The following is a 24,943-nucleotide window of genomic DNA, read 5'->3' on the forward strand; positions in this document are numbered from 1 at the left end:
TTCGAGCCGATCAACGGCGTTGAGGGAATCTTGATGACGTCCTGTCTGCAGTTGAACGTCCGCTCCTCGCGCCGCACTTGAGGCCGGTATCCCGGCCCCTTACCCGGGCCCTCCCTGCCGGGGCCGGAAAACCACCGCACCGAATAGCGCACAATGTCCGGATAGCGACCCCTACCCTGAGAGGCATGACGCAGACACCGGCAACGCGCGCCTATGACGAGCGCGCCCTCGTCCAGGGCACCGCCTGGGTCCTCGTCCTGCTGGCCCTCGGCATGGACGTCTTCCACCAGTCCTGGAAGTCCCTCGCCGTCATGGGCGGGCTGGTCCTGCTGGCCAGCATGGCCATCGCCCTGCGGCACGAGAACGTCAACCTGGTGGCGTTCCTGAAGAAGACCGGCATCTGGTCCGCCCTGATGATCGCCGTGCTCGTCGTGGAGCTGGGCGTCCACGCGCACTGGGACATCGACTCGGTGACGAGCGGGCAGGCCACGACGGCCATGGTCCTCGTCATGATCGGGGACCTGGTCGCCGAGGCCCGCGACCACGTCAGCGAGAAGGTCTGCAGCCACCAGCAGAACGACCGGATCCGGGACTCCGTCAACACCATCGGACTGACGATCGAGAAGCTCCGGCACCTCACGGCAGGCCGGCGAGGACGCTGAGCAGGCCGTCGATCTCCTCCACGGTGTTGTGGACGTGCAGGCTGACCCGCACGGAGTGCTCCCGCTCCCCCGCCCCGGCCTGGCAGTGGTTGTCCGTGCGCACCATGAAGCCGTGGCTGAAGAGGATGAAGCCCAGGTCGCCGGAGCCGATGTCGCGGTGCCGGAAGGTGACGATCGCGGTGCGCCGCTGCACGCGGGAGTCCGCCGCCAGGCTGAGGCCGCAGCCCAGCACCCGGTAGGCGGGCAGCCGGCTCAGGCCGTCGGTCAGCCGGGCCGCCAGGGCCGCGCACCACTGCGCGATGCGGTCCGGGCCCGCCTCCTCCAGCCAGTCCAGGGCCGCCGAGAGCGCCGCGATGCCGACCGTGTTCGGGGTGCCGTCCCAGCCGCCGGGCGAGAAGCGCGGGCCGCGGCGGCCGCGCGACCACACCACGCCCGTGCCCGGCAGGGCCATCGCCTTGTGCGCGGAGAAGACCACGAAGTCCACGTCCAACTCGGCCACGGAGACCGGCAGGTGGCCGACGCTCTGGGCCGCGTCCAGACAGACGGGCACGTCCGGACCCACCGCCTGCCGGATGCGGTGGACGTTCATGTCGCCGCCGTAGACGTGGTGCACGTGCGTGGCCGCGACGAAGCGGGTGCGCGGGCCCACGGCGGCGGCCAGCGCCGCCGGGTCGTAGTCGCCGGAGCCCTCCTGGTACGGCAGTTCCCGCACCCGGATCCGTACGCCCTGCCGCGCCAGCAGGTCCCGGGCCTCCAGCCAGGGCGTCAGATTGGCCTCGTGGTCGGCGAACGGGACGACGATCTCGTCCCCGTCGGCGAGGTGCGCGGGCAGCCAGTCGCGGGCGACGGTGCGCAGGCCGTCCGTCGTGCCGGCGGTGAAGTGCACGGCGGAGCGGTCGGGAGCCGGGTCGCCGAGGAACTCCTTGACCCGGGCGCGGGTCCGTTCCACCAGCGCCGTCGTGGCGTTGGCCCAGGGATACGTGCCCCGGCCCGCGTTGGCGTTGCTCGTGGTGAGGTAGTGCTGCACGGCGTCCAGGACGGCCTGCGGCTTCTGGGAGGTGGCCGCGCTGTCCAGGTAGGCCAGCTCCGGGTGCGCGACGACGATCGGGAACTGGGCGCGCAGGGCGCGCTGCCAGGCGGCGAGGTCCTCCAGCGGTCCCGTCATGTCACTCACGCACCAGCGGGGCGCCCGCGTCGCGCCAGGCGATGATGCCGCCGGCCAGACTGCGCGCGTCGGGGTGGCCCATGCGGGTCAGCAGGGCGGCGTAGCGGGCGGACTGCTCGCCGACCGGGCAGGCCAGGAGGAGGGGCTGCTGCTTGCTGAACGGCAGTCCGCCCCGCAGGAGTTCGTCGAAGATCTCGTCGACGATGTTGACCGACCCCTCGATGTGCAGGGCGGCGTAGGCGAAGGGGCTGCGCAGGTCGATGACCAGGGGCTGCTGTTCCGCGATCCACCGCTGGGCGGCCGCGGTCTCCACGGCCGCCGCCGACTGCACCTCGGCGGGGGTGAGGGTGGCCACGGAGTTCTTCACCGGCGGTCGGTTGAACAGCTCGGGGCGGTGCCTGCGCACGTAGCTGAGGTAGCTCTCGCCGCGGTCGCAGACGATGAAGACCGCGGTGGCACGCTCCGTCAACTCCTCCTCGGCGGCCCGAAGATGACGGACGGCCCCGTAGTAGGCCGCTCCCCCGGTCGGTCCGGCGAGGATGCCGCAGCGGCGGGCCAGGGTGAGCATGCCGTCGATGGCCTCGTCGGTGCCGACGGCCTCGATCGTGTCGTAGGTGTCCGGGACGAAGAGGCCCACCTCGTGCACCTCGTCGACGGTACGGATGCCGGGGATGAAGTCGGCCTTCCTGCCGACGAGTCCGACGACCCGGACGCCCGGGTCGTGGGCGCGCAGCACGCGGGCCACCCCCGTCGAGGAGCCCGCGGTGCCGATGCAGGCGATGAACCAGTCGGGGGCGCGGCCGTCGAGGTCGGCCACGATCTCCGGGCCCGTGCCCGTCGCGTGGGCCTCGGTGTTGCGGTCGTTGAAGTACTGGTCGGTGTGCAGGTGGGCGCTGCCGGGCCGGGTGAGCTCGCGGTGGAAGAGGGTCAGCGGGTCCTCGGTGAGCGTCGGGTCCAGGCACTCGGTCTGGCCGGGCAGTTCCTCGATCTCGGCGCCCAGCAGCAGCAACAGGTCCTTGATCTCCGGGATGCGCATCCGGTTGGTGACGCTCTTGAACGGCAGCCCGTGCATGCCGGCGATCAGGGCCAGGGCCTTGGCGGTGTTGCCGCTGGACAGCTCGACGACGGTCTCGCCGCGCCGGACGGCGCCGGGCAGGCCGGGCCGGGCCATGTGCCAGGCGGCCCGGTCCTTGACGGAGCCGAAGGGGTTGAGCATCTCCAGCTTCGCGTAGAGGTCGACGCGGCGCAGGCCGTGCACGGCCGGGTCGATGCGGACCAGCGGGGTGTTCCCGATGACCTCGGTGATGCTGTCGTACCTCATGCCTGTCCGTCCCCCTGCCGCGTGATCGGCCAGTACTGCTCGTCGAGGCACCATCGCCAGCCGCCCGCCGCGCGGTGGACCGCGACCTTGCGGGCGGGAGGCTGCCGTTGTGCACGGGTGGCGCCGAAGTCCATGCAGTAGCCCGCGGTGTTGGCGAAGGCCAGCAGGTCGCCGGGGAGCGGCGGGCGGGGCAGGAACACCGTCCTGCGGGTGATGAGGTCGCTCTCCAGGCACAGGCTGCCGGTGAGGTGCACGCCCGTCGGCGGCCCGCCCGGGCCTTCGCCGTCGTCGCCGTCGCGTCCGACGAGGACGGGGTCGACGAGCACGCCGTGCTCCTCCAGGCCGATGTCGCTGGCCTTGGCCGCGAGCCGTACCAGCTGCTCGCCGGAGTCGGTCCGCCGGACCTCCAGCACCCGGGCGAGGGTGAACCCGCACTGGTCCAGCAGGGCGCGGCCGGGCTCGGTGTGCAGGTCGTAGAGGTTCTCCAGCAGCAGGGCGCCCAGCGGGCGGCCGAGGGAGGGGGCCGGCAGGGAGAGCAGTGCGTCGAGGTAGGCGGCGCCCGCGACCGGGCGGTGGGAGGGGTACAGGCCCAGGGTGCCGCGTAACGTGCCGTTCTCGGCGCGCAGGCCGTAGCCGTGCCCGGCCCAGGTCAGCGGGGGCCGCCTGCCGAGGACGGCGTGGGTCAGCGCGGTGGTGTAGCGGTCCCACTGGTCGCCGTGCGCGAGGTAGTTCACGCCGAAGCCGCCGCCGACGTCGACGGCGCGCGGCCGGAAGCCGCGGCGGCGCAGGGCGTCCATGGCGTGCAGGCAGCCCTCCAGGGCCACCGCCTTCTCGTCGAGGCTGGTGGTGTCCAAGTGGTAGGCAGTGCCGGTGGGTTCTACGGTGTCACGGTGGCGTTCGACGGCGTCCAGCAGCTGGTCCAGCGACCCGGCGGAGGTGCCGAAGCGGCTGGGCCGCGACCGGATCCGGACGCCGGGCGCGCGGAAGTCCGAGAGCCGCAGCAGGACCCGCACCCGGGGCAGGCCGTGCTTGCGGACGAGGCCCGCCAGCTCCTCCAGCTCCCCCCGGCCGTCGATATGGACGGTGGCCCCGGTCAGTGCGGCCAGCCAGAGGAACTCCGGGTCCTTGGGCCCGGTGGCCACGATGCGGTCCGCGGTGAACCCCGCGCCGAGGGCGTGCTGCAGCTCGCCGAGCGAGGCCGCGTCGAGGGCGGCGTCCGTCACGGCGAGCCGTCGCACCAGGGCACTGGACCGGTTCGCCTTGTGGGCGAAGAAGACGCTGCCGGAGAGGTGGTGGCGCCGGTAGACCGCGCGGAAGTGCTCCACGTTCTCCGCGATCCGGTCGGGCAGCAGGACGGCGAGCGGGGAGCCGAGGGCGTCGGCGAGCGCGTGCAGGAACGCGCCGGAGTCGAGCAGCGGGGCGAGCGGCGGCTCCAGCCGCGGTTCCAGGTACAGCGGTTCCAGGTACGGCTGTTCCGGGTTCGGCTGTTCCGGGTGCACAGGGGCCTCGCTCATCCCCGTTCCCCCCTCCCTCGGGCGGACGCGACCGCGGCCGGCATGAGCCCATGATTGCCTTCCGTCCCGGTGCCGTCCATTGTCTGTCGGCAGGCCGTGGCCGTGAGGGCCCTCTTGCTCCGGCGGCGAACAGCCGCATTCCCTTGGGGAGTTCACCTGTCGGCCGAGGAGGTTCCGTGACGCAGACGCCGCCGAGAACCGGCGCCGCCGGACCGTCCGCCGCGAGGGTGCCGGGACGCGTGCACCTCGTGGCGGCGCTGGGCGGCATGTCCGGTGTGCTGTACGGGTACGACTCCGGGGCGATCTCCGGCGCGCTGGCGCCGCTGTCGGACCGCTTCGGGCTGGACTCCACCGGGCAGGGCCTGGTCACCAGCCTGATCCTGCTCGGCGCCCTGCCCGCGATCGTCGCCGGTTCGCTGGCCGCACGGCGCTGGGACCGGCGGCACCTGCTGATCCTGGCGGGTGCCGTGTTCCTCGTCGGCTCGCTGGGCTGCGGCCTGGCGCCGAACGCCGCGGTGCTGCTGGCCTCCCGCTTCGTCCTGGGCTTCGCGGTGGGCCTGGCGAACATGTTCGGCCTGATCCACCTCAGCGAGCTCGCGCCGAAGCACCTGCGCGGCCGGATCACGGCGCTGTACCAACTCGCCGTCAACGTCGGCATCCTGCTCGCCTACGCCGTCGACGACGCACTGTCGGACGCGGGGGCCTGGCAGTGGATGCTGGGTCTCGGGGCGCTCCCGGCGGCGCTCTTCCTGGCCGGCATCGTCGCGAGCCCGCCGGGCCCGCGCTGGCTGATGCTGCGGGGCCGCGAGGCCGAGGCGGCCCGGGTGCTGCGCGGGCTGCGCGCCGACGCCCGGACCGCGGACGAAGAAGTGGCCGGGATCCGCGCGAGCCTGGCCGAGCAGCACGCGGGCGTGCAGGAGCTGTTGGGGCAGTACCGGCCGGCCTTGCGCATCACGCTGACGCTGACGTTCTTCCAGGTGTTCACGGGGATCAACGCGGTCGTCTACTACGCCCCCGTCATCTTCTCCCACGTGGCCGGGGGCGGCAGCGCGGGAGCGGGCACGATGGCCAACTACGGCGTGGGCGCGGCGCTCGTCCTCTCGACGGCACTCTCCCTCCCCTTCATCGAACGCCTGGGACGGGTAAGACTGTTGACGATCTCCCTGGCCGCCCAAGCACCGCCGATGGTCCTGCTGGCGCTCTTCCCGCAGGTCACCGTCCTCGCCGTGCTGTGCGTCTTCGTCTACACCTTCGCCTTCGGCTTCGGCCTCGGCCCGGTGTTCTGGCTGTACTGCCCGGAGGTGCTGCCGCTGCGGGCACGGGCGCTCGGCATGGGCGTGGTGACGTTCACCCAGTACCTGCTCAACTTCTCCTTCGCGCTGGTGTTCCCGGACGTGCTGCGGGCGCTGGGCAGCGGGGTGTTCGGGGTGTTCGCGGCGCTGTCGGCGGTGGCCGCCTGGTACGTGCTGCGCAACGTGCCGGAGACGGCGGGGCGTTCGCTGGAACAGATCGAGGCGTACTGGAGGCGGAGGGGCTGATGGAGACTGCCGTGCTCGGCCGGTCCGGCGTCCCCGTCACACGGATCGGCTTCGGCGCCGCCCCGCTGGGCGGCCTGTTCCGCCCGGTGACGGAGGCCGAGGCGGAGGGCGCGGTGACGGCGGCCTGGGAGGCCGGGATCCGCTACTTCGACACGGCCCCGCACTACGGCGCGGGCCTGTCCGAACAGCGGCTGGGGGCTGTACTGCGGGGGCGTCCGCGGGACGCGTTCACGGTGTCCACGAAAGTGGGGCGCCTGCTCGGCGCGGAGGGGGACGGGGGCGCGCCCGAGTTCACGGGCGCACCGGACCGGGTACGGATCCGCGACTACAGCCGCGACGGGGTGCTGCGCAGCCTGGAGTCGAGCCTGGGACGGCTCGGTCTGGACCGGGTGGACGTGGTGTACGTCCACGACCCGGACGAGCACTGGGAGCAGGCCGCTGATGAAGCGTTCCCTGCGCTGGCGCAGTTGCGGGCGGAGGGCGTGGTGCGGGCGATCGGGGCCGCGATGAACCAGAGCGCCATGCTGGCGCGGTTCGTGGCCGAGACGGATCTGGACGTGGTGCTGTGCGCCGGGCGCTGCAGTCTGCTGGACGGCAGCGCGCAGCGGGAGTTGTTTCCGCTGTGCCGGCGGGAGGGGGTGGCGGCGGTCGCCGCCGGGGTGTTCAACAGCGGGGTGCTGGCCGGTCCTCGGCCGGGGGCGGCGTACGACTACGCGGCTGCGCCGCCCGCTGTGGTGGCACGGGCGCGGCGGATCGCCACGGTGTGCCGGGGGTACGGGGTGCCGCTTGCGGCGGCGGCGCTGGCGTGGGCGGCGCGGGATGCTGCGGTTGCTTCGGTGTTGGTGGGGATGCGGAGTGCGACGGAGGTCGCGGAGGACGTGCGGTTGGCCGGCTTGACGGTACCGGCGGAACTTTGGGCGGAGTTGGACGGCTCCGGGTTGCTGCCGAGGCGCGGGGAACTGCGCGAGCAGCCGGTGACGCCCCGCAGCCGACGAGACTGATCGTTTCAGAATGAGACGTGCCGGCCGGGCGGCTGTCAGCCGTCCCGCCGACTCCTGTGGGTCCGCGGCATCCTGGACAGCGGCATCCTCGACAAGGGGGTCAGCTCGATTCCTTCGGCCCCGCACAGAGGAACCGGCGCAGGATGAGCCGGAGGGTGGGCAGTTGCTCGGCCGGCTCGAAGGCCGGGTCGCCGGCGGCACTGGTGTAGAGGGAGGCGACCATGGCCAGGACCCACGAGGCGGCGCCGTCCGGGTCCAGCCCGGGGTCCACCTGCCCGGCGGCGGCGGCCTTCCTGATCAGTGCGGCGACCGTGGCGTGTTCCTCGGCGTTGCTGCGGCTGAGTACGGCTTCGAGTTCGGGATCCCGGTACGCCTGAACCATCGCCTCCATGACCAGCGGTGGTGCCAGCGGCTCCGCTGCCGGTGCGGCGAGGAGGTCGACGACCTCCAGCAGGGCTCGCCACGGGTCCTCGGCGGACCGGGCCTGCACCAGGCGTTCCGCCTTGTCGTCCCGGTCGCCCTCGAAGACGGCGAGGAAGACGGCCCGCTTGTTGGGGAAGTAGTGGAAGAGGTTGCCGGCACTCATGCCGGCCGCCTTGCAGATTTCGGCCGTTGTGGTGCGCTCGAAGCCCTTGGTGGCGAAGAGCACCGTCGCGGCGTCCACGATGTGCCGCTTCCGCGCCTGGTGCTTGGCCGGGTCGACCGTCCTCATGCCGTCCTTCTCTGTTCTGTCCGGGTCTGCGATCAGAGACTACGCCCCGGCCGCGGCCGGCCGGCATTAATAGACCGAGCACTCGGTTTATGATGGAGTTGCTTCAGCCGCTCCGCCCGGACCGGCTCGGGAAGGGGACGCACCGTGGACACCGCACGACACCACCGATGGTTACCGGCACTGGGGCTGTTACTGCTCTCCCCGGTCTGCGCCGAGTACCTGATCGGCTACGACCAGATCATCGGCCGTCCGCGGGAGCTGCTCGCGGGGCTGCTCATCCTCTCCCCGCTCTACGGCGCCGTGGCCGTGATGATCCGGGAGGCCGCCCGCCGGACCGGGCGGGGCTGGCCGACGATCCTGCTGCTGAGCGCGGCATTCGGGCTTGTCCAGGCCGGACTGGTCGACCAGAGCCTGTTCAATCCGCACTTCGTCGACGAGCCGTCCTGGGACCGGGAGCGGTCGTCCACCCTCGTCCCCGTTCTGGGCATCAGCCTCCAGCACACGCTGAACTTCCTTGCAGGCCACGTGATCTGGAGCTTCGCCGCACCGATCGCCGTGGTCGAATCCCTCACCCCACGACTCGCCGACCGCCCGTGGCTGCGCCGGGGCGGCATGGCCGTGATGGCCTTGCTGTACTGCCTCGGTGCCGCGGTCATCTTCAGGGAGCACACCAAGAAGTTCATGGCGAGCCCCGTCCAACTCGGCGTCACCGCAGCAATCGTGCTGGCCCTCGTCGCACTCGCCTTCACACTGCCGCGCCACAGAGGGCCGAGGCCCGGGCGGGTCCCGCCGCCTCCGTGGCTGACTGCCTGCACCGCCGTGGCGCTGCTGGCCACCCATCAGCTGGTCCCTCCGGCCTGGGCGGGGGTCGCGCTGGACGTGCTGTCCCTGTCACTGGGTGCCGCACTACTGCTGCGGTGGTCGAGCCGGGCCCAGTGGGGGCGGACGCACGTCCTGGCCGTCAGCGGCTCCGCTCTGGTGGTCAACGCGGGCCTGTCGTTCGTCGTCGAGCCCAACGGGCAGGTGGCGTACGCCGCGAAGTACGCCGCCAACGCGGCGTTGATGCTGGGCGTGCTGGCCCTGCTGGCGGCAGCACACCGCCGGCTGCGCCGGGCCGGAGCCATGGCAAACGACGTGTGAGTGGGAATTCGGAACCATGGGCGACGACCTCAGCGTCGTACGGGTCCGAGGCGCCGTGGGCTCCCGCGTCGAGAAGCCCGACGGGACGCCGAGGCCGCCAGGTGTTCACCCTCGACGAGATGCTGCCTCCCGTCGGCGCCGGCGCACTCGGCCTGGAATGCCGCCAGGACGACGGAGCCGTTGCCGGTCTGCTGTCCCGGCTCGACGACGAACGGACCATGACCGAGATCACCGCGGAGCACGTGATGCTGCACGGCCTGCGAGGACACTGCAACAGCCCCATCGCCGGGCATTGCATCTGCGAGATACGGTCTTCTCGCCCTAGAAGGGGCGCGGGGAACTGCGCGAGCAACCACAACCGGCCCGCAGCCGACAGACCGCCGCCCCGAACGCCGAACCGGAACCGCCGACTTCGGGGCGAAACCACAGGTTCGCCCCGTATGGTTCCGACATGCCGCTGCTGCGCCCCCGCCGGACCAGTTCGACGCTCGCCAACGTCTACCGACTGCTCGCCGCCGGCGCCCTGGCCGGCCTCCTCCTCGCGGGCATGGCCATGCCCGCCCTCGGCGTACTCGGTCTGAGCGCCAAAACCGCGACCGACGACTTCAACGGCCTTCCCGACCTCCTCACTTCCTCGCCCCTCACCCAGTCCTCCCGCATCTACGACGCGAGCGGCGGCCTCATCGCCACCGTCTACGACCGCAACCGGACCGTCGTGCCCGGCGACCGGATAGCCCCGCTGATGCGCAAGGCCCTCGTCGACATCGAGGACAGCCGCTTCTACCGGCACGGTGCGATAGACCTCAAGAGCGTCCTGCGTGCGCTCGACCGCAACACCACCAACGGCAGTGTCGTACAAGGCGCTTCGACCCTCACCCAGCAGTACGTGAAGAACGTCTTCGTCGAGGAGGCCGGCAACGACCCGAAGGCGGTGCGGCAGGCCCAGCGTCAGACCATCGACCGCAAGATCCGTGAACTGCGCTACGCGATCGAGCTGGAGAAGACCCTCACCAAGGACGAGATCCTCACCGACTACCTCAACATCACCTACTTCGGCGAGCAGGCGTACGGCGTCGAGGCCGCCGCGGAGCGGTACTTCGGCGTCCACGCCGCGGACCTCTCCCTGCCGCAGGCGGCACTGCTCGCCGGACTGGTCCGGTCCCCGTCCTCCTACGACCCGATCGTCAACCCGCACCTGGCCCGGCAGCGCCGTGACACCGTCCTGCGCAAGATGGCCCAGTACGGCACCATCACCTCCGCACAGGCCCAACAGGCCATGGCCGCGCCGGTGAAGCTCGACCCGAACCCGCCGCGCGAGGGCTGCATCACCGCGCAGCAGGGCGAGGGGTTCTTCTGCGACTACGTCCGCCGGATCGTCCTCGACGATCCGGCGTTCGGCAGCACGGCCGCCGCCCGCCGGGCCCTGTGGCACCGCGGCGGCCTGCAGATCCGTACGACCCTGGATCCCCGTGCGCAGCAGGCAGTTCAGCAGTCCGTGACCTCCCACGTCTACACCACCGACCAGGCGGCCGCGGCGACGACCCTCGTGCAGCCCGGCACCGGCCGGATCGTGGCGATGGCGCAGAGCCGCGACTACGGCACGGGGGCGCACGAGACCGGTCTGAACCTCAACGTCGGTACGGCCATGGGCGGCGGGCTCGGTTTCCCCACCGGCTCCACGTTCAAGCCCGTCGTCGCGGCGGCGGCGCTGGAGGACGGCGCCCGGCCGGACCTCAAGTACCCGTCCCCGTACTCCATGCCGTGGCCGGACATGACCGACTGCGCCGGGCACGGCTACACGAGCGGCGGACAGCAGGTGCACAACGACAGCCCGTCCCTGGTCGGCCCGTTCGCGATGCCGGAGGCCATGGCCAAGTCCGTCAACACCTACTTCGCCCAGCTGGAGGCCGACACGGGCCTGTGCAAGGTCGCCGCGATGGCCGGCCGGCTGGGCATCGCGCGCCAGGCCGACGGGAACGCGCTCCAGGTCGTGCCGTCCCTGACGCTGGGCACCAACGACCTGACCCCGCTGGACATGGCGAACGCCTACGCCGTGTTCGCCGCCCACGGCACCTACTGCACCCCGGTCGCCGTCACCTCCGTCACCGGGCCGGACGGCAAGGAGCTCGCGGTGCCGCGGGCAAGCTGCCGGCAGGCCATGTCCTCGGGTACGGCCGACGCCGTGTCGGCCATGCTCAAGGGCGTCGTCGAGGACGGCACCGGCAAACCGGCGGGGCTGAACGGCCGGGCCAGCGCCGGGAAGACCGGTACCACGGATGCGGGCAAGCAGGTCTGGTTCGTCGGCTACACCTCCGAACTGTCCGGAGCCACCGTCGTCAGCGACCCCGCGAGCCCGCAGGACCTCGACGGGCAGAGCATCGGCGGCACCGTCATCGGCCAGGCCTTCGGCGGCACGCTGGCGGGGCCGATCTGGCGCGATGCGATGGAGGGGGCGCTTTAGCGCCCCCGTCAGGGTGAGCCCCGTAAGGGGCACGGGGAGCTGCGCGATCAGCCACGATGCGCCCGCAGTCGAGGTACTCCCCCGGCTACCTCCCCCAGCTACCGCTGGGGGTGCCCCCAGGGGGTATCCCCAGGGGCTTCGCCCCGGACCCCTGGGGTAGTGCGTCGGCTGCGGGCCGGTGGGGGCTGGTCGCGCCCACGCGGCGGAGCCGCATATGTGAGCAACCCCGCGCCCCTGACAGGGCTCACCCCGCCGGCACCGACTCCGCCGCAGCCCGTTCCTTCACTTCGACGGACTGGAGCTCCATCCATGGCCGGGCCGGACAGCCACGGCCGTCGCAGGCCAGCCACCCCGCTCGGGTGAGAACAGCACGGACCGGATCCCCGAGCACATCATGGCGCCGCTGCTGCGGACCGCCCTCTTCTACGTCACCATCGCCAGCCGCGACATACGCGCGGCCCGGGCCGAACTGAGGGCCTTGCAAGAAGCCGCGAGCCGCAGGCCCTATACGATGCCCGGGGCGAAGGAGACAGCGTTCTCCGCGTTCATCGCGCGGCGTCGGGCCGCTGGACGCGGCATACCGGCTCTGCCTCTGGAATCCGCGTACACCAAGCCGGAAGCGCCCCTGGTGGACGGAGTGCTTCAGGCGCCGAATATCACCCTGATCGAGCTGATGATCGGCGGCCACGCCCGGATCGACCGTCTCGTCGCGCAAGCCGGGGCTGAACTGGGCTTCGAGGCCGGTGGCCTTGATACCCCGATCTCGACCTGGCCCGAGTCGGGCCAGCCGTGGCGGCCGCGGTTCGACCCCACGGGCATCAATCGGGAGACCGACTATCTTCGGACGGCTTGCTGGCTGGTGATTGCCTACCTTTCAGGACTTCGCGATGACGAAGTGCGCCTGTTGAGCCGCGAGTGCGCCTTCACCGAGCCCGGCGAGGACGGCCGGGTCCGGTACAAGATCCGAGGACGCGTCTACAAGGGCCGCAAGCTGAGCGGGGAGGAAGCCGAGTGGGTCGTCCTCGACATCGTTCACCAGGCCGTCGACGTACTCCTGCAGCTCCACGACGACCCGGATCACCTCTTCGGATACTGGCGTACGGAGAACACCGGCTACCAGCTCTTCGGCTCCGTCCCCTACCGGTTGAGGCGCTTCCGCGACCACGTCAACGATCTCTTCAGCACGGACGAGGACCTGTACATCCCCAACGACACAAGCGCTTACGACCCCACCGATGATCCTGACGACCCGGGCGATGAGACCACCGAACCGACTGGAGCCGACCCTGACGCCGGCGCTGATGCGGGCGATCCCGCCGGCGTGCCCTGGGCGTTCGACACCCGGCAGTTCCGGCGCACGCTGGCCTGGCATATCGCCCGTCAACCCTTCGGCGTGGTCGCCGGGGCACGGCAGTACACACACGCCCGAACGGTCATGTTCGAGGGGTACGCGGGGACCTCGGAGTCCGGCTTCGCCGAGGAGGTCGCGGCGAACGAAGCGGTGGCCCGCATGGACTACCTTGAGGACATCTACCGGGACTGGAACGACGGTGGCGCGTCGAGCGGCAGGGCAGCCGATCGTATCTCAGCGGAGTTCGAACGGATCCGTCGTGAACTGGGCGATCTGCCCGGCGTCGTAGCTTCCCCGGCCCGGCTCCGCACCATGCTGGAGCACTTGGCCAAGACTCTGCACCCCGGCGTCCTCAACGACTGCTTCTACCGGGCATCGACGGCGGTCTGCCGCAAACGGGCCAGGGCGACAGGACGGCCCATGCCCCTGCACAATATGTGCCTGACCTGCCCGAATGCCCGTCGGTCTACGGTCCATGTTCCCCGGCTGCGCACCGCTCGGAACCAGGCGTTGACCGAGCTGGACATGAAGAAGAAGGAGCGGGAGGCCCTGCCCCGGCTGCAGGTGATTGCCCTGACCGACTACGCCACCGAACTCGACGAACTGATCCAGGTCCTGACCTTGCGCAACGTGGAGCTGGAAGCGGAAAACGCCCGTCTCCTCGAACAGCTGCGACATTCCGGCGAGTACGTCACGGCACTTCCGGTCCAGGGCCGTCCCTCGCCCTGACCAAACGCCTTACTGCCGGCTCGCACCTTCTACGAAGGGCAGGTGAGGGCCTGCCGAACTACCGGTGGGCGGGGATGAATACGGGTACACGCCGGTCGATGGGGAGGGGGCGGTGTCCGTGGCCGCGGACAGCAATACGGACTCGGCGCTCAAGCGGGCCCGGCTCGCGCTGAACATGACGCTGGAGGAGGCCGCCGACGCCTTGAACGCGATCACCGGCGGTGCGACGGACGCGAGCTTGATGAGCGCGTGGGAGTCCGGCCGGCGCCGTACGGGCAAGCGGAACCGGGCCGGTCTGTGCCAGCTCTACCGGGAACGGCCCGAGGTGCTGTTCGCCCATCAGGACGGTGCGGAGGCCACCAGTGTGCTGGAGTCCTCCGGCACCGCGGTGGTGGTCAAGGTGCTCACCCGCTGGACGGACCTGGTCGAGGCGATGGTGGACGTCGCCGCCGGGGCACGCGAGCACCTGGTCGTCACCGGCTCCCGAAGCCGGGAAAAGGCGTACCTGGCGGCGATCGAGACCGCCGTGGCCCAGCACCCGGACCTGGTCCACTACCGGGTGCTGTACGGGCCTCCGCGGCACCGCGTGCTGGCCGACCACCTGCTGCGGCTGCTAGAGCTGCGCGACCCGTCCGCGCGCCGCAACGGCGTCAAGACGCTGCACATCGGGATGGTGGAGCCCACCGAGGCGCTGGAGAGGTTCTTCGTCGCCTCCGAGACCGCCGCTGTCGTGCCGCTGCCCAGTTTTCACGGGGCCGAGGGCTTCGACGGCGGCGTGTTACTCAGCCGGGAGGCGGCCGTCGGGCTGGTCCACCATGGGCGGGAGGCGTGCGCGTCCGCACGGCCGGTGGAGACGATCGAGGCCGTCCGCGCGCTGCCGGTACGGCACAACTGACGTGGTGGGGAGAACCGTGAGCGAGAACCTTCAGCAGGCGGCCGAGGCCCGTACGGCGTCCGTGGTCGAGCTGGCCCAGGAGCTGGTCCGGCGCCCGAGCCGGGCCGGGATCGACGACTACGGGCCGGTCTTGGGCGTGCTGGAGGACTGGCTGACCGCCCGCATCCTGCCGCACCGGCGCCTGCACGACGCGGCGGGTGAGCTGGTCGGGCTGCTGGTGGAGATCCCCGGAGGCCGGCCGGGGGCCTGGTGGACGCTGGACGCGTGCGTGGACACCGCCCCGTACGGCGACGAGACCGCCTGGTCCTTTCCGCCGGCTTCCGGCGACATCGTGGACGGATGGCTGCTCGGCCGTGGCTCGTCCGACTCCAAGCTCGCCGCGGCGATGTTCTGCCACATCGCCGCCGACCTGCTGCCCCGCGCCGCTGACCTGCATGGCGGGCTCGCCGTGCTCCTGGACGTGGATGAGCACACCGGCGGCTTCGGCGGCGCCCGCGCCTACCTGGCCGACGCCGCTGCGGCCCGCCCGGCCGGGGTGATGATCGGCTACCCCGGGCTGGACGAGGTCGTGGTCGGCGGCCGGGGCCTGTGGCGGGCCACCCTCGCGGTCCACGCCCCCTCGGGGCACTCCGGGTCCAGCAAGACCGTGGTCGGCGCCATCTCCCGCGCCGCCCACCTCGTATGCCTCCTGGAGGCCGCCGACCTGCCCGGCGTCGACGGAGCCTTGCCCTTCCCCCTGCCGCCGAAGCTGTCGGTCACGTCCTTCCACGGCGGCCAGGGCTTCTCCGTCACCCCCGACCGGTGCGACCTCAACATCGACATCCGCACCACCCCGACCTTCGACGCCCACGACGCCGAGACGCTCGTCCGCAAGGCCGTCGCCGAACTCGATGCAGAGTTGCCCGCCCCGAAGCCGACCGAGGTCACCCCCGTCGCCACGTGGCCGCCCTTCCGCCTGACCGAGGGCGAGCAGCCCGCCGCCGCCCTGCTGAACGCCGCCGCCGCGGCCGGGCTTATGGTGCGGGCGAAGACCGCGGGGCCGTCGAACATCGGCAACCTCCTGGCAGGCGAGGGAATCCGGGCCACTGCCGGATTCGGGGTGCCGTACGAGGGGCTGCACGGCATCGACGAGCGCGCCCACCTCGCCGAACTCCCCACGGTGTACGCCGTCTACCAGCGAGCCGTGCTCGACCTCCTTGGGGGCTGACGTCCCAGGCCCGTCCCAGTTTCCTCCCAGATCCACTCCCAGCAAGTCCCCATCTTCGTCTCTGGGAACAGATCTTCGGTCGCGGTGACATAGAGGCAGCACCACCTCACATCCACCGATGACAAGGGAGGCCAGTCATGGCCGAGCAGACCATCGTCGCCACCAAGCCCGCCGTCGAGGACAAGCCCGCCGCGGCGCCGAGCACGGGCGGCTTCGCGCCGCAGATCAGCACCCACCCGGTGGCGACCCTCGCCCTGGGCCGCCAGGTGTTCAACGACTCGGACAAGTCGAACTACTTCGAGGGCTGACAAAGCCCGCAGGACCTGACCGAGGACCCCGGGGGCCGGCCGTACGACGGCCGGCCCCCGGGCGCGTCACAGGGCTGATCGAAGGGGAGGCGAACGGATGGAACGGCAGTGGATGACCGGCGGCAGTGCCGCCGCGGACGGAGTGGCGATCGATGGGCTCGGCGACGTCCGCCGAGCACCGGGCACGTGGGTGCAGGCAGTCTCCGAAGGGCCGGTCGCCCTCGCGGTCGTAGGCGACTGCCCGGTCACCGGGCAGGAGCTGCACGCCGCGCTGGTGACCGTGAGGGCCGGCCGATGGGTGGAGCTGACCCGGTGGCCGGGTTCGTACTGGGTGGTCGCGAGTGACGGGCGGCAGCGGTTCGTGTGTGGCGACCTGGCCGGTATCCGGGCCGTGTACTACACGCTGCGCGGCGACGACGGGGCTGCGTGGGCGACCGAGGCCCGCCTCCTGGGGCGTCCGCTGGTGCCGGATCTGCCGTGGCTGGCGGCCCGGCTGACGGCGGGTGAGCACCACTGGCCGCACCGCAGCCCGTACGAGCAAATCCGACTGGTGCCCGGCGGGTTCGGGCTGCTGCTTGCGCCGGGGGCGCCGCCACAGCTTCTCGACGTCTCCGGCGTCGAGCCGGTAGACGAGCTGCGCGAGGGTGCCGACCGGTTCGGGCAGGTGATCACTGAGGCGGTCCAGCATCGGGTCCGTGCCGCCGGCGGGGTGGTGGGGGCGGACCTGTCGGGTGGGCTGGATTCCTCGGCGGCCGTCGTGCTCGCGGCCGACGCCGGGACCGTGCACGCGGTGACGTACACCGACGGCTACACCAGCGGGGAGGACATGGCCTTCGCCTCCCGCGTCGCTGAGCACACCGGGATCGCGCACACGGTCGACATCGGCGCCGACGAGCAGCTGCCGTTCTCCTTTCCGCCCGGGCAGCCGACCGGGAAGGAGCCGGTGCTGGAGGCCGCGATGTTCGCCATGGACACCAGCTACCTGCGCCCGGTACGGGGGCTGCCGCTGCACCTGACCGGGCACGGCGGGGACATCGTCCTCGACGCCTCCAGCTCGTGCTGGGTCCGCCTCCTCCAAGACGGCCGACGGCGCGAGGCCCATCGCCAGGTCGTGGCGTTCGCCCGGCTCCGCAACACCGCACCGGGCCCGTACTGGAAGGCCCTCAAAGAGGCCGCCATCCTCGGCCGGGCTGGCTCCCTGGAACGCGCGGCACAGGCCCTGGAGCGCGGGCCCATCACGCCTCAGGCCGCTGTGGCCGGCTGGTCGTGGTGCCGCCTGGGGGCCGGGGCGTCCTGGCTGACCGGCTACGGCCGCCACCAGGTCGCAGCCCTGCTGAGGCAGGCCGCCGGTGACCAGCAGCCGGAGCTGGCGGACGAGTTCGACCAGTGGGCCGCCCTGCGGTCGGTGGGCGCCTCGGCCCGCGGCTGGATCCCGTACGGCCACGCGCTCGGTATCCGGCCGGTGTATCCGTACCTGGACAACACCGTCGTCCGCGCCGCCTTCGCTGTCCCGGCCCTCGCCCGCCGCGGTCTGGTGGCCTACAAGCCGATGCTGCGCGAGTCGGTGCCCGAGCTCCCGGACTGGCTGACCTCACGGCGTTCGAAGGGCTCGTTCACCGCTCAGCGCATCGCCGGGCTCGCCCGGCATCGAGACCGGCTCGACGGGCTGATCGTGTCGAGTCCGCTCGTCGGCGGCGGGCTCATTGACCCCGCGGCCGTCCGCTCCGCGCTCGCGCAGGCAGCTCGGGGCCAGAGCGCCACGGTGATCGCCGACCTGCACCAGATGCTCGTGACCTGCTGGTGGCTCAGCGGCCAGACGACCGCGCTGGAGGCGGCATGCTGACTCCCGCCGCTCACGTTCACCACGCCACCGGCCCGCATGGCACGGCGGTTCTCGACGTTCGGCGAGGCGCGTGGCTGATGTTCGATCCGGACGCCTCGAAGATCTGGCACGCCATCACCGTCCGCGGCGGCACGGCCGGGCTCGCCGACGAGATCGCCGTCCCCACCGGCCAGAACCCGCAGGCCGTCCACGGGCAGATCGTCGCGTTCGTCGACGCCCTGGTGGCCACCGGCGTGCTCGTCGACACCGGCCGTCCGGCCCCGCGAAGGAGGTGGTGGCGGTGACGGTCATGGTCCCCTCCGCCCGGCCCACCGCACCGCGACGGGACCGCCTGGTCGCGGCCGTCGCGCTCGCGCTGTCCCTGACGATGAGCTGGTGGCCGTTGCGCTGGCAGATCGCCGCCGTGCGGCTGCTGCGCGGCCTTCCGTTCGCTCGCCTGGCCCGCGTCGAGGCCCTGTATGCGGCGGTGCGGGCGGTGATCCCCTCGTGGTGGCCGGGCCGGATCGCGTGCATGGAGATCAGCCTGGCCACCGTCATCGCGACCGCGCTGACCGGCCGCCAGGCCCGCTGGGTGCTCGGCGCCCGCTTCCTGCCGGACGCCGCACACGCCTGGGCCGAGGTCCCCGAAGGGGCGGTCGGCCGGGACATCGGCGACGCCGTCGACCGGCCCTGGATGCAGGTCCTGTCCGTGCCGTTGCGGCCCTGGCTGCCGTGGTCCGGGGCCGGCGCCATGCCTCCCCGCCTCGGGCCACGACCTAACTCGAACGGGTGAAAACCGGGTGTCGCGGCTGACGTTCGGCCCGGGCGACCTGGGCCGATGAGGGGGATGCGGAACAATCCCGTTGCCCGGCCACCTGGTCCGGCTCCCTGATGGGGGCGTGAGTTCTTCCGTATCCTCGCCGCCCGTCTCCGGCGCGGGCCAGCCGCCCGTGATGCGCCTGGCCTCCGACCGGCACTTCGAGGCGAGCGTCACCCTGTCCACCACCGCGATAGCGCGCCGGCTGCCCCATACCCTCGCTGATGCGGCCCGGCTCGGCTGGCGCACCGACCGACGTGCTGTCCTGGCTCTGCTGACCTGTCAGATCGGCGCCGCAGCCCTCACCGCGACCGCGCTCGCGGCCACCACCCGCGTGCTTTCCGCCCTGTTCACCGGCGGCGACATCGTCGCCGGGCTGCGCGAGAACCTGACCGCCGTGGTGGTCCTCGCCATCGCCGCCTCCGGCCGCTACCTGCTCGACGCCGCCGCCCGCGCCGCCGCGGCCCGGCTCGCGCCGAAGGCCGTACGAGAAGCCGACTTGGAGGTCATCACCGCGGCGACGGCCGCCGAGCTGGTCGCGTACGAGGACCCGGACTTCGAGGACGCCCACGCCGCCGCATCCGACGGCGCCGAGAAGACCGGCGACCTCATCCTCGACGCCCAGCTCCTGACCTCCGCCGCCGCGCAGATGGCCGCTGCGGCGACCGTCGTCACCGTCCTGCACTGGCTGATGCTCCCGCTGCTGGTCCTCTCCGTGCTCCCGTGCGCGTGGGGCGCCGTACGCGGGGCGCGAATCGAGCACGCCGCCCACCACCGCAACCTCGCCGACTCCCGCCTGCGCAACGTCTTCCGCTCCTACACCACCGAGCGGAACACCGCCGACGAGGTCCGCGCGGGCACCATGGCCGGCTTCCTGATCCGCCAGTACCGCATCGTCTCCGGCCGCCTGGAGGCCGAACAGCTCCGGGCAACAAGGCAGGCCCTGGTAGTGCAGGGCGTCGGTGACGCGCTCACCGCTGTGGGCACGGCCGCGACGTGGGGCATGCTCGTGCTCCTGGTGGCCACCGGCCGGATGGAGCTCGCCGCGGCGGGAACCGCCGCGCTGGCGGTGCGGACCTCCGGGGCGGCGCTCGCCACGACGGTGAGGGCCGGGGCGCGGCTGTTCCGGACCTCGCTGTCCCTGGACGATTGGGCCCGGTTCCTCGCGGTGGCCAAGCCGTGGACGGCCCGCCGCGGTTCAGCCCAGGTCTCCGAGGACGGGCCGCAGGTGATCACAGCCCGGGGCGTCTCGTTCACCTACCCCGGTGCCGACCAGCCCGCGCTGGACGGGGTGAGCCTGGATCTCAAACGGGGTGAGGTCATCGCGCTGGTGGGCGAGAACGGCGCCGGGAAAAGCACCCTCGCCCGGATGCTGACCGGGCTATTCCTCCCCACCGTGGGCTCAGTGCAGTGGGACGGGGTGGACCTGGCGGATGCCGACCCGGCCGGGGTGCTGTCCAAGGTGGCGCTCGTCCCGCAGGACTACACCAAATGGCCGCTGGCCACCCGCGAGAACATCACCCTCGGCCAGCCCCGCCCCGACGGCGACACCGCCGTGCACGCCGCCGCCGAAGCAGCCGGCGCCGACACCGTCATCGCCAACCTGCCCCACGGGCTGGACACCTCCCTGGCCCGCTCCTGGTGGGGAGGACACGACCTGTCCGGCGGGCAGTGGCAGCGCATCGCGGTCGCCCGCGCCTTCCACCGCGATGCCCCCGTGCTTGTGATGGACGAGCCGACCGCCGCGCTCGACGCCCGCGCCGAGCACCGGATTTACACCCGGCTCAGGGCGCTCGCCGCTGGGCGGGCGACCGTGTTCATCACTCACCGGCTGGCCAACACCCGCCTCGCCGACCGCATCATCGTCCTCGACCAGGGCCGCATTTCCGAGAGCGGTACGTACGAGGAGCTGATCGACCAGGCCGGGGGCTTCTTCGAAATGGTGAAGTTGCAGGAAGACCGGGACTGATCAGCTCCGGAGCAGCGGTCTTCTCCCCTCCGCGCAGCCCCAGGCGGCCATCGCTGTGCCCCGGCACCTTCGACGAGGCCGCACGCACCGAAGCCATCATCGCCACTGGCTCCTGACAACCGCCCGCTGCTGCCTGGCCCACGACGTCTCGTCAAGCGGCCCGGCAGTAACGAAACCTTGAGACACTCCCCGGCTGGTACGGGTTGACAGACCACATAACGGCGTGGGACATCCAGGCACACCAAGCGGGTGCTGTGCCCGTACCGGCCGCAGCCTCGAAGTGACGCTCGGCCGCAGCCAAAGCCTGGGTGCAGGTGCGCTCTTCGCCTAGGGCAGCGTGGGCGCGTGCCTTGCGCAGGTACAGCACCGACCGTGCGGCCGGATGCAGGGGGCGACGCAGAGCCCGTTCGAGGATGGTGGCCGACAGCTTCGGATCCTGCAGCCACAACGCCTGGTAAGCGAGGTCCGACAGGACGCCGGCGCCGAGGTCACGGTCGTCGGCGGCATGGGCGGAGTGCACGGCGGCGTGCCAGAAACGGGCCGCGGCAGCGTGCTGGCCGTGGTCGAAGCGGTGCCAGCCCACAGTTTGGGCGAGCGAGGCGGCGAGCAGGTGCAGGCGCTCTCCAACCTGCTCGTTGTAGCGGCCCTTGTCGACAAGGCCGGTGACTATCTGCAACTGGTCGTCGAGCAGTGGCGCAGTGTACTGGCGCTGCGCGGTCGGCGCGGTGGTCAGGTTGCGGCTGATGGACTCCAGGGAGCCCACCAGGCCGGCGTCCACCGGCCTGCCGCGGTGGGCGGCGTGACCCTCCTGTCCCGACACCGGTTAGTCGAGCTCTCGTTCACCGTCAACACACAGATGACCGAGCCGCGAAAGCGCGAGGCCAAACCGCCCGCCCCGCGTCCCTTCGGGACAGCCGGCGTCACCCCGCCGCCAGCACCGACTCCGCCGCGCCCCGGCCCAGGAGTTCGTGCAAGAGCCGCGTGGCAGGCAGCGCCGGGTCGAGGTAGACGTACTCCCGCCGGTGACCGACAACCGCGAGCAGCTTGCCGAAGGTGTCCTTCGCCTCCTCCCGCTGCCCGGCGCGGTGCTGGGCCTGGCCCAGCAGGCCCAGGTGCAGCGGGAGGCGCAAGTGGCTCCTGGACAGGCGCAGTTCGTCCAGGGAGGCGTGCATGAGCGCCAGACCCTCGGCCTCCCGGCCGGCGTGCGTCAGGGCCCAGCCCCGGGGCACGCTCAGCATCGCCTTCCAGTAGAGCAGTCCGTGGTCGGCCGCCACCCCGACGCCCTCGTCGGTCGTGGCGAGCACCGCCTCGGCGTCCCCCTCCCAGGCGGCCAGCACCGCGTCCACGTAGAGGGCGAAGGAGCGGTCGGAGGGCCGGCTCTCGTAGCCGGTCAGGCGCAGCAGTTCCGCGCGGCGCCGGTCGGCCGCCTCCCTGTCGCCGAGGAGCCAGTGGGTGAAGGCGTCGTAGGAGCGGCAGGAGACGCGCGGGTCGTGCTGGAAGGTGCGGGCCAGCTCGTGCCCTTCGCGGGCGAAGCGGTCGGCCATCGTGACGGCGTGCTCCAGTTCCCCGAGCGCTTCGGGCAGTTGGCCGCGGAGGTGCAGCACGATGCCCTCGCCGTAGGCCGCGCCGAGCAGGGCCACCGGGTGCTGCGTCCGGGCGGCGATCTCCCGTGACAGGCCGGAGAACTGGCGCGATTCGTCGTAGCGGCCGGTGACCAGAAGTGCTGCGCACAGGGCCCAGAGCACCGACGGGTCCTCGGGGGCGTGCGTGACGGTGCTCAGGGCGCGGCCCCGGCCGAGGGCCGCCTCGGCCTCGGCGTCGCCGTAGCCGCGGGTGGTGGCCAGCACCTGGCCGAGCTGGATGTGCAGCCGCTGCTCCAGGCCGCGGGCCGAGGTGTCGTCGGGCGACAGGTAGCCGACGAGGTGCACCGCGCGGCGCAGCCAGGTCTCGACCTGTTCGTACGCGAGGTGCTGCTCGGCGTGCTCGGCGGCGCGCAGCAGCCGGGGCAGCGCCTCCTCGGCGTGGATGGCGTCCTTGGCGTTCCAGGTGTGGTGGGCGACCCGCTCGATCTCCTCGTCCCCCACCTCCCCGTGCCGCCGGGCGCACAGGGCCTCGGCGATGCGGGCGTGCAGCCGGTGGCGCTCGTCGCGGGCGGTCTCGTCGACGAGCGTCTCCCGCACCAGGGCGTGGGCGAAGTGCAGCCGCCCGGGGTGGTGCGGGTCCTCGCCCAGCAGGTCGGCGCGGATCGCCGACTCCAGTGCCGTGACCACCGGTTCGGCCTCGGTGTCGGCGATGTGCAGCAGCAGGTCCGTGTCGATCACGTCGCCGATGACGGCGCACAGCCGCAGGAGGCTCAGGACCTGTTCGGGCAGTGCGGCGAAGCGCTGGCGCAGCGCCTCGCGCACGCCGGTGGGGATCCGGGTGAGGAAGACGTCGGTGGCGCCGCTGTCGTGCAGGCGCCGGGCGTCGCCGAGGAGGGAGAGGAGCTGCATGACGAAGTACGGGTTGCCCTCGCTGCGTTGGTGCAGGGCCTCGACGACGCCGGCGTCCACGCCGGGCCCGGCCTGCGCTTCGACCAGGGCGGCGACGGCGGGCCGGGAGAGCCCGTCGAGCCGCAGCGTCTCGGTGCGGGGGCCCCTGAGGACGTCGGAGAGCAGCCGGCTCATCGTGGCGTCGGAGTCGACGGCGAAGTCCCGTGCGGTGAGCACGATGCTCAGCGAGCGGCCCTGGCGGCGGGTGCCGAGCAGGGCGAGCAGCTCCAGGGAGGGGGTGTCGGCCCAGTGCAGGTCCTCCAGGAGCAGTGCGATCGGGCGCTTGGCGGCCAGGGCGACCAGGACCTCGCAGACCGCGTCGTGGGTGAGGAAGCGGGCCTGGGCCCAGTCGGCCTCGGAGGCCGGCAACGTCTCGGGCCCGGCGAGCCGTTCGGGCATCAGCGGGGCCAGGAGCGCGCCGAAGGGGGCGGTGGCGGCGCGGAAGGCGTCCGGCCGGGCGGCCGAGAGGCGGCGCAGGACCTGGGTCCACAGCCAGTAGGGCGGGACCCCCTCGCCGGGGTGGCAGTGGCTCCACACGACGTCGAGGTTCTCGTAGGCGGTCTCCAGGCCGGGGGCGAGCTCGGTCAGCAGCCGGGTCTTGCCGACGCCGGCCGGGCCGAGGACGGCCGCCACGTGGCCGTGGCCGGTGAGGGCGCCCGCCGCGGCGGTCACCAGGCGGTGCAGCTCCTGGTCCCGGCCGACCAGGGGCGAGGGGGCGAGAGGGCGGGCCGGCTCGGGGGCGGCTGCGGGCGGGGGTGCTTCGGCGGCTGTCGGCTCGACGGGCATGGGGGTGCCGTCCGGTTCCGCGACGGCCGGCTCCTGGCGGAGGATCGCGGTGTGCACCCGCTGGAGTTCGAGGGCGGTGTCCACCCCGAACTCCTCGACGAGATGGCTGCGGGTGCGCTCGTAGACCTCCAGCGCCTCGGCCTGCCGGCCGAGCCGGGACAACGCTGTCATCTGGTGGCCGACGAGCCGCTCGCGGGTCGGGTGCCGGCGCACCTCGCGGTCGAGCTCGGCGGCCACCTCGTCGGCGGCCCCGAGGGCGAGCCCGGCCTCGGCGCACGACTCCAGGGCGGTGAGCCGCAGTTGCTCCAGCCGGATCGTTTCGTCGGCCAGCGGCGGGTGCGCGGCGAACTCCGTGTACGGGGAGCCGTGCCACAGGCCCAGCGCCTCGGTGAGCCGGTCGCGCGCGGTGCGCGGGTCGTCGCGGTCCAGGAGTTGCCGCCCGGCGGTGACCAACTGCTCGAAGCGGCCGACGTCGGTCCGCTCCGGGGTGAGCTCGAGGACGTATCCGGGCGCCCGGTAGCGCAGCAGCGAGGGCGTGCCGCCGGCGGCGGGGTCCAGGACGCCGCGCAGGTGGGAGACGTGGCTCTGCAGCGTGGCGACGGCCTGCCGCGGGGGGCCGTCCGGCCACAGCTCCTCGACGAGCAGTTCGGTGGGCACGACCCGGCCCAGGCGTATGAGCAGCAGCGCGAGCAGCGTCCGGCGGCGCGGGGGGCCGAGCGGCAGGTCGTCCCCCTCGTACTGCGCCGTCATGGGGCCGAGGACGCGCAGCAGCGGTCCGGGCGGCACGGCCCGTCCGATGTGCGGCGACGTGCTCGGCGACTGCGGTGCGGGCATACGGGTTCCTGTCGTTCTACGCGCGGGCTGTGCCGGTGGACGGGGCTCGGTGTGACCGCCCCCCTCCGGAAAGTGATCTTGGCATAGGGAACGAATCATTCCAAGACCTCCTATCAGCCAACGACATCCCAACGGCAAGCGGGCGGCAAGGAGTCGGCAAGCGCAGCTGCCCGACCGGCA

19 protein-coding genes are annotated in these 24,943 nt (G+C 72.3%); 13 read left to right on the forward strand and 6 right to left on the reverse strand.

Annotated features, from left to right (window positions below; all coding sequences use genetic code 11):
• The first annotated feature begins 185 nt into the window (after positions 1-185).
• A complete protein-coding gene (locus ACMATS_RS07325) occupies positions 186-662 on the forward strand; it encodes a hypothetical protein (RefSeq protein WP_390779712.1) in 477 nt (158 codons plus the stop codon).
• On the opposite strand, the gene ACMATS_RS07330 is transcribed toward ACMATS_RS07325, so the two are convergent.
• The 3 genes from ACMATS_RS07330 to ACMATS_RS07340 are packed head-to-tail and all read right to left on the reverse strand — an operon-like array spanning position 637 to position 4,662.
• Positions 637-1,827: an aminotransferase class V-fold PLP-dependent enzyme gene (locus ACMATS_RS07330; RefSeq protein WP_414167358.1), complete on the reverse strand. Its 1,191-nt coding sequence runs from the start codon at positions 1,825-1,827 to the stop codon at positions 637-639. The genes ACMATS_RS07325 and ACMATS_RS07330 overlap by 26 nt on opposite strands.
• A gap of 1 nt (position 1,828) precedes the next feature.
• A complete protein-coding gene (locus ACMATS_RS07335) occupies positions 1,829-3,148 on the reverse strand; it encodes a pyridoxal-phosphate dependent enzyme (RefSeq protein WP_414167359.1) in 1,320 nt (439 codons plus the stop codon).
• Positions 3,145-4,662 carry a Y4yA family PLP-dependent enzyme gene (locus ACMATS_RS07340; RefSeq protein ID WP_414167360.1) on the reverse strand — a complete coding sequence of 506 codons (1,518 nt, stop codon included), beginning with the start codon at positions 4,660-4,662 and terminating at the stop codon, positions 3,145-3,147. The genes ACMATS_RS07335 and ACMATS_RS07340 overlap by 4 nt, the downstream gene beginning before the upstream one ends.
• 176 nt (positions 4,663-4,838) lie before the next feature.
• On the opposite strand from ACMATS_RS07340, the gene ACMATS_RS07345 reads away from it, so the two are divergent.
• Both ACMATS_RS07345 and ACMATS_RS07350 read left to right on the forward strand, forming a co-directional pair.
• On the forward strand, positions 4,839-6,200 hold the full coding sequence (locus tag ACMATS_RS07345; protein WP_414167361.1) for a sugar porter family MFS transporter: 1,362 nt from the start codon (positions 4,839-4,841) through the stop codon (positions 6,198-6,200).
• Complete coding sequence (locus ACMATS_RS07350; protein WP_414167362.1) at positions 6,200-7,201, forward strand: aldo/keto reductase; 1,002 nt, start codon at positions 6,200-6,202, stop codon at positions 7,199-7,201. The genes ACMATS_RS07345 and ACMATS_RS07350 overlap by 1 nt, the downstream gene beginning before the upstream one ends.
• A 100-nt stretch (positions 7,202-7,301) precedes the next feature.
• Here the strand turns inward: ACMATS_RS07350 and ACMATS_RS07355 are convergent, their stop codons facing one another.
• Positions 7,302-7,913, reverse strand: a complete 612-nt coding sequence (locus ACMATS_RS07355; RefSeq protein ID WP_414167364.1) for a TetR/AcrR family transcriptional regulator — start codon at positions 7,911-7,913, stop codon at positions 7,302-7,304.
• Between the two features lie 144 nt (positions 7,914-8,057).
• On the opposite strand from ACMATS_RS07355, the gene ACMATS_RS07360 reads away from it, so the two are divergent.
• The 10 genes from ACMATS_RS07360 to ACMATS_RS07405 all read left to right on the forward strand — a co-directional run bounded on the left by ACMATS_RS07360 (position 8,058) and on the right by ACMATS_RS07405 (position 20,612).
• On the forward strand, positions 8,058-9,053 hold the full coding sequence (locus tag ACMATS_RS07360; protein WP_414167365.1) for a hypothetical protein: 996 nt from the start codon (positions 8,058-8,060) through the stop codon (positions 9,051-9,053).
• Between the two features lie 451 nt (positions 9,054-9,504).
• On the forward strand, positions 9,505-11,514 hold the full coding sequence (locus ACMATS_RS07365) for a transglycosylase domain-containing protein (RefSeq protein ID WP_414167366.1): 2,010 nt from the start codon (positions 9,505-9,507) through the stop codon (positions 11,512-11,514).
• A gap of 394 nt (positions 11,515-11,908) precedes the next feature.
• Positions 11,909-13,594: a hypothetical protein gene (locus ACMATS_RS07370; protein ID WP_414167367.1), complete on the forward strand. Its 1,686-nt coding sequence runs from the start codon at positions 11,909-11,911 to the stop codon at positions 13,592-13,594.
• Between the two features lie 112 nt (positions 13,595-13,706).
• Complete coding sequence (locus ACMATS_RS07375; RefSeq protein WP_414167368.1) at positions 13,707-14,489, forward strand: XRE family transcriptional regulator; 783 nt, start codon at positions 13,707-13,709, stop codon at positions 14,487-14,489.
• Positions 14,490-14,505: 16 nt separating this feature from the next.
• Positions 14,506-15,696 carry a M20 family metallopeptidase gene (locus ACMATS_RS07380; RefSeq protein WP_414167369.1) on the forward strand — a complete coding sequence of 397 codons (1,191 nt, stop codon included), beginning with the start codon at positions 14,506-14,508 and terminating at the stop codon, positions 15,694-15,696.
• Positions 15,697-15,833: 137 nt separating this feature from the next.
• Positions 15,834-16,004 carry a hypothetical protein gene (locus ACMATS_RS07385; RefSeq protein ID WP_414167370.1) on the forward strand — a complete coding sequence of 57 codons (171 nt, stop codon included), beginning with the start codon at positions 15,834-15,836 and terminating at the stop codon, positions 16,002-16,004.
• 97 nt (positions 16,005-16,101) lie between these two features.
• Entirely contained in the window at positions 16,102-17,847 is a 1,746-nt protein-coding gene (locus tag ACMATS_RS07390) for an asparagine synthase-related protein (protein ID WP_414167371.1), read from the forward strand.
• A gap of 77 nt (positions 17,848-17,924) precedes the next feature.
• Positions 17,925-18,131: a hypothetical protein gene (locus ACMATS_RS07395; protein ID WP_390779732.1), complete on the forward strand. Its 207-nt coding sequence runs from the start codon at positions 17,925-17,927 to the stop codon at positions 18,129-18,131.
• Between the two features lie 5 nt (positions 18,132-18,136).
• The gene (locus tag ACMATS_RS07400; RefSeq protein WP_414170670.1) at positions 18,137-18,619 is read left to right on the forward strand and encodes a lasso peptide biosynthesis protein; all 483 of its coding nucleotides are present in this window, start codon (positions 18,137-18,139) and stop codon (positions 18,617-18,619) included.
• Positions 18,620-18,725: 106 nt separating this feature from the next.
• A complete protein-coding gene (locus ACMATS_RS07405; protein WP_414167372.1) occupies positions 18,726-20,612 on the forward strand; it encodes an ATP-binding cassette domain-containing protein in 1,887 nt (628 codons plus the stop codon).
• A gap of 151 nt (positions 20,613-20,763) precedes the next feature.
• Here ACMATS_RS07405 and ACMATS_RS07410 read toward each other — a convergent pair whose 3' ends face one another.
• Positions 20,764-21,390: a hypothetical protein gene (locus tag ACMATS_RS07410; RefSeq protein WP_414167373.1), complete on the reverse strand. Its 627-nt coding sequence runs from the start codon at positions 21,388-21,390 to the stop codon at positions 20,764-20,766.
• Positions 21,391-21,532: 142 nt separating this feature from the next.
• The gene (locus tag ACMATS_RS07415; protein WP_414167374.1) at positions 21,533-24,763 is read right to left on the reverse strand and encodes an ATP-binding protein; all 3,231 of its coding nucleotides are present in this window, start codon (positions 24,761-24,763) and stop codon (positions 21,533-21,535) included.
• Positions 24,764-24,943 lie beyond the last annotated feature (180 nt).

This window comes from Streptoverticillium reticulum (assembly GCF_047456005.1).
Lineage (GTDB): Bacteria > Actinomycetota > Actinomycetes > Streptomycetales > Streptomycetaceae > Streptomyces > Streptomyces reticulum.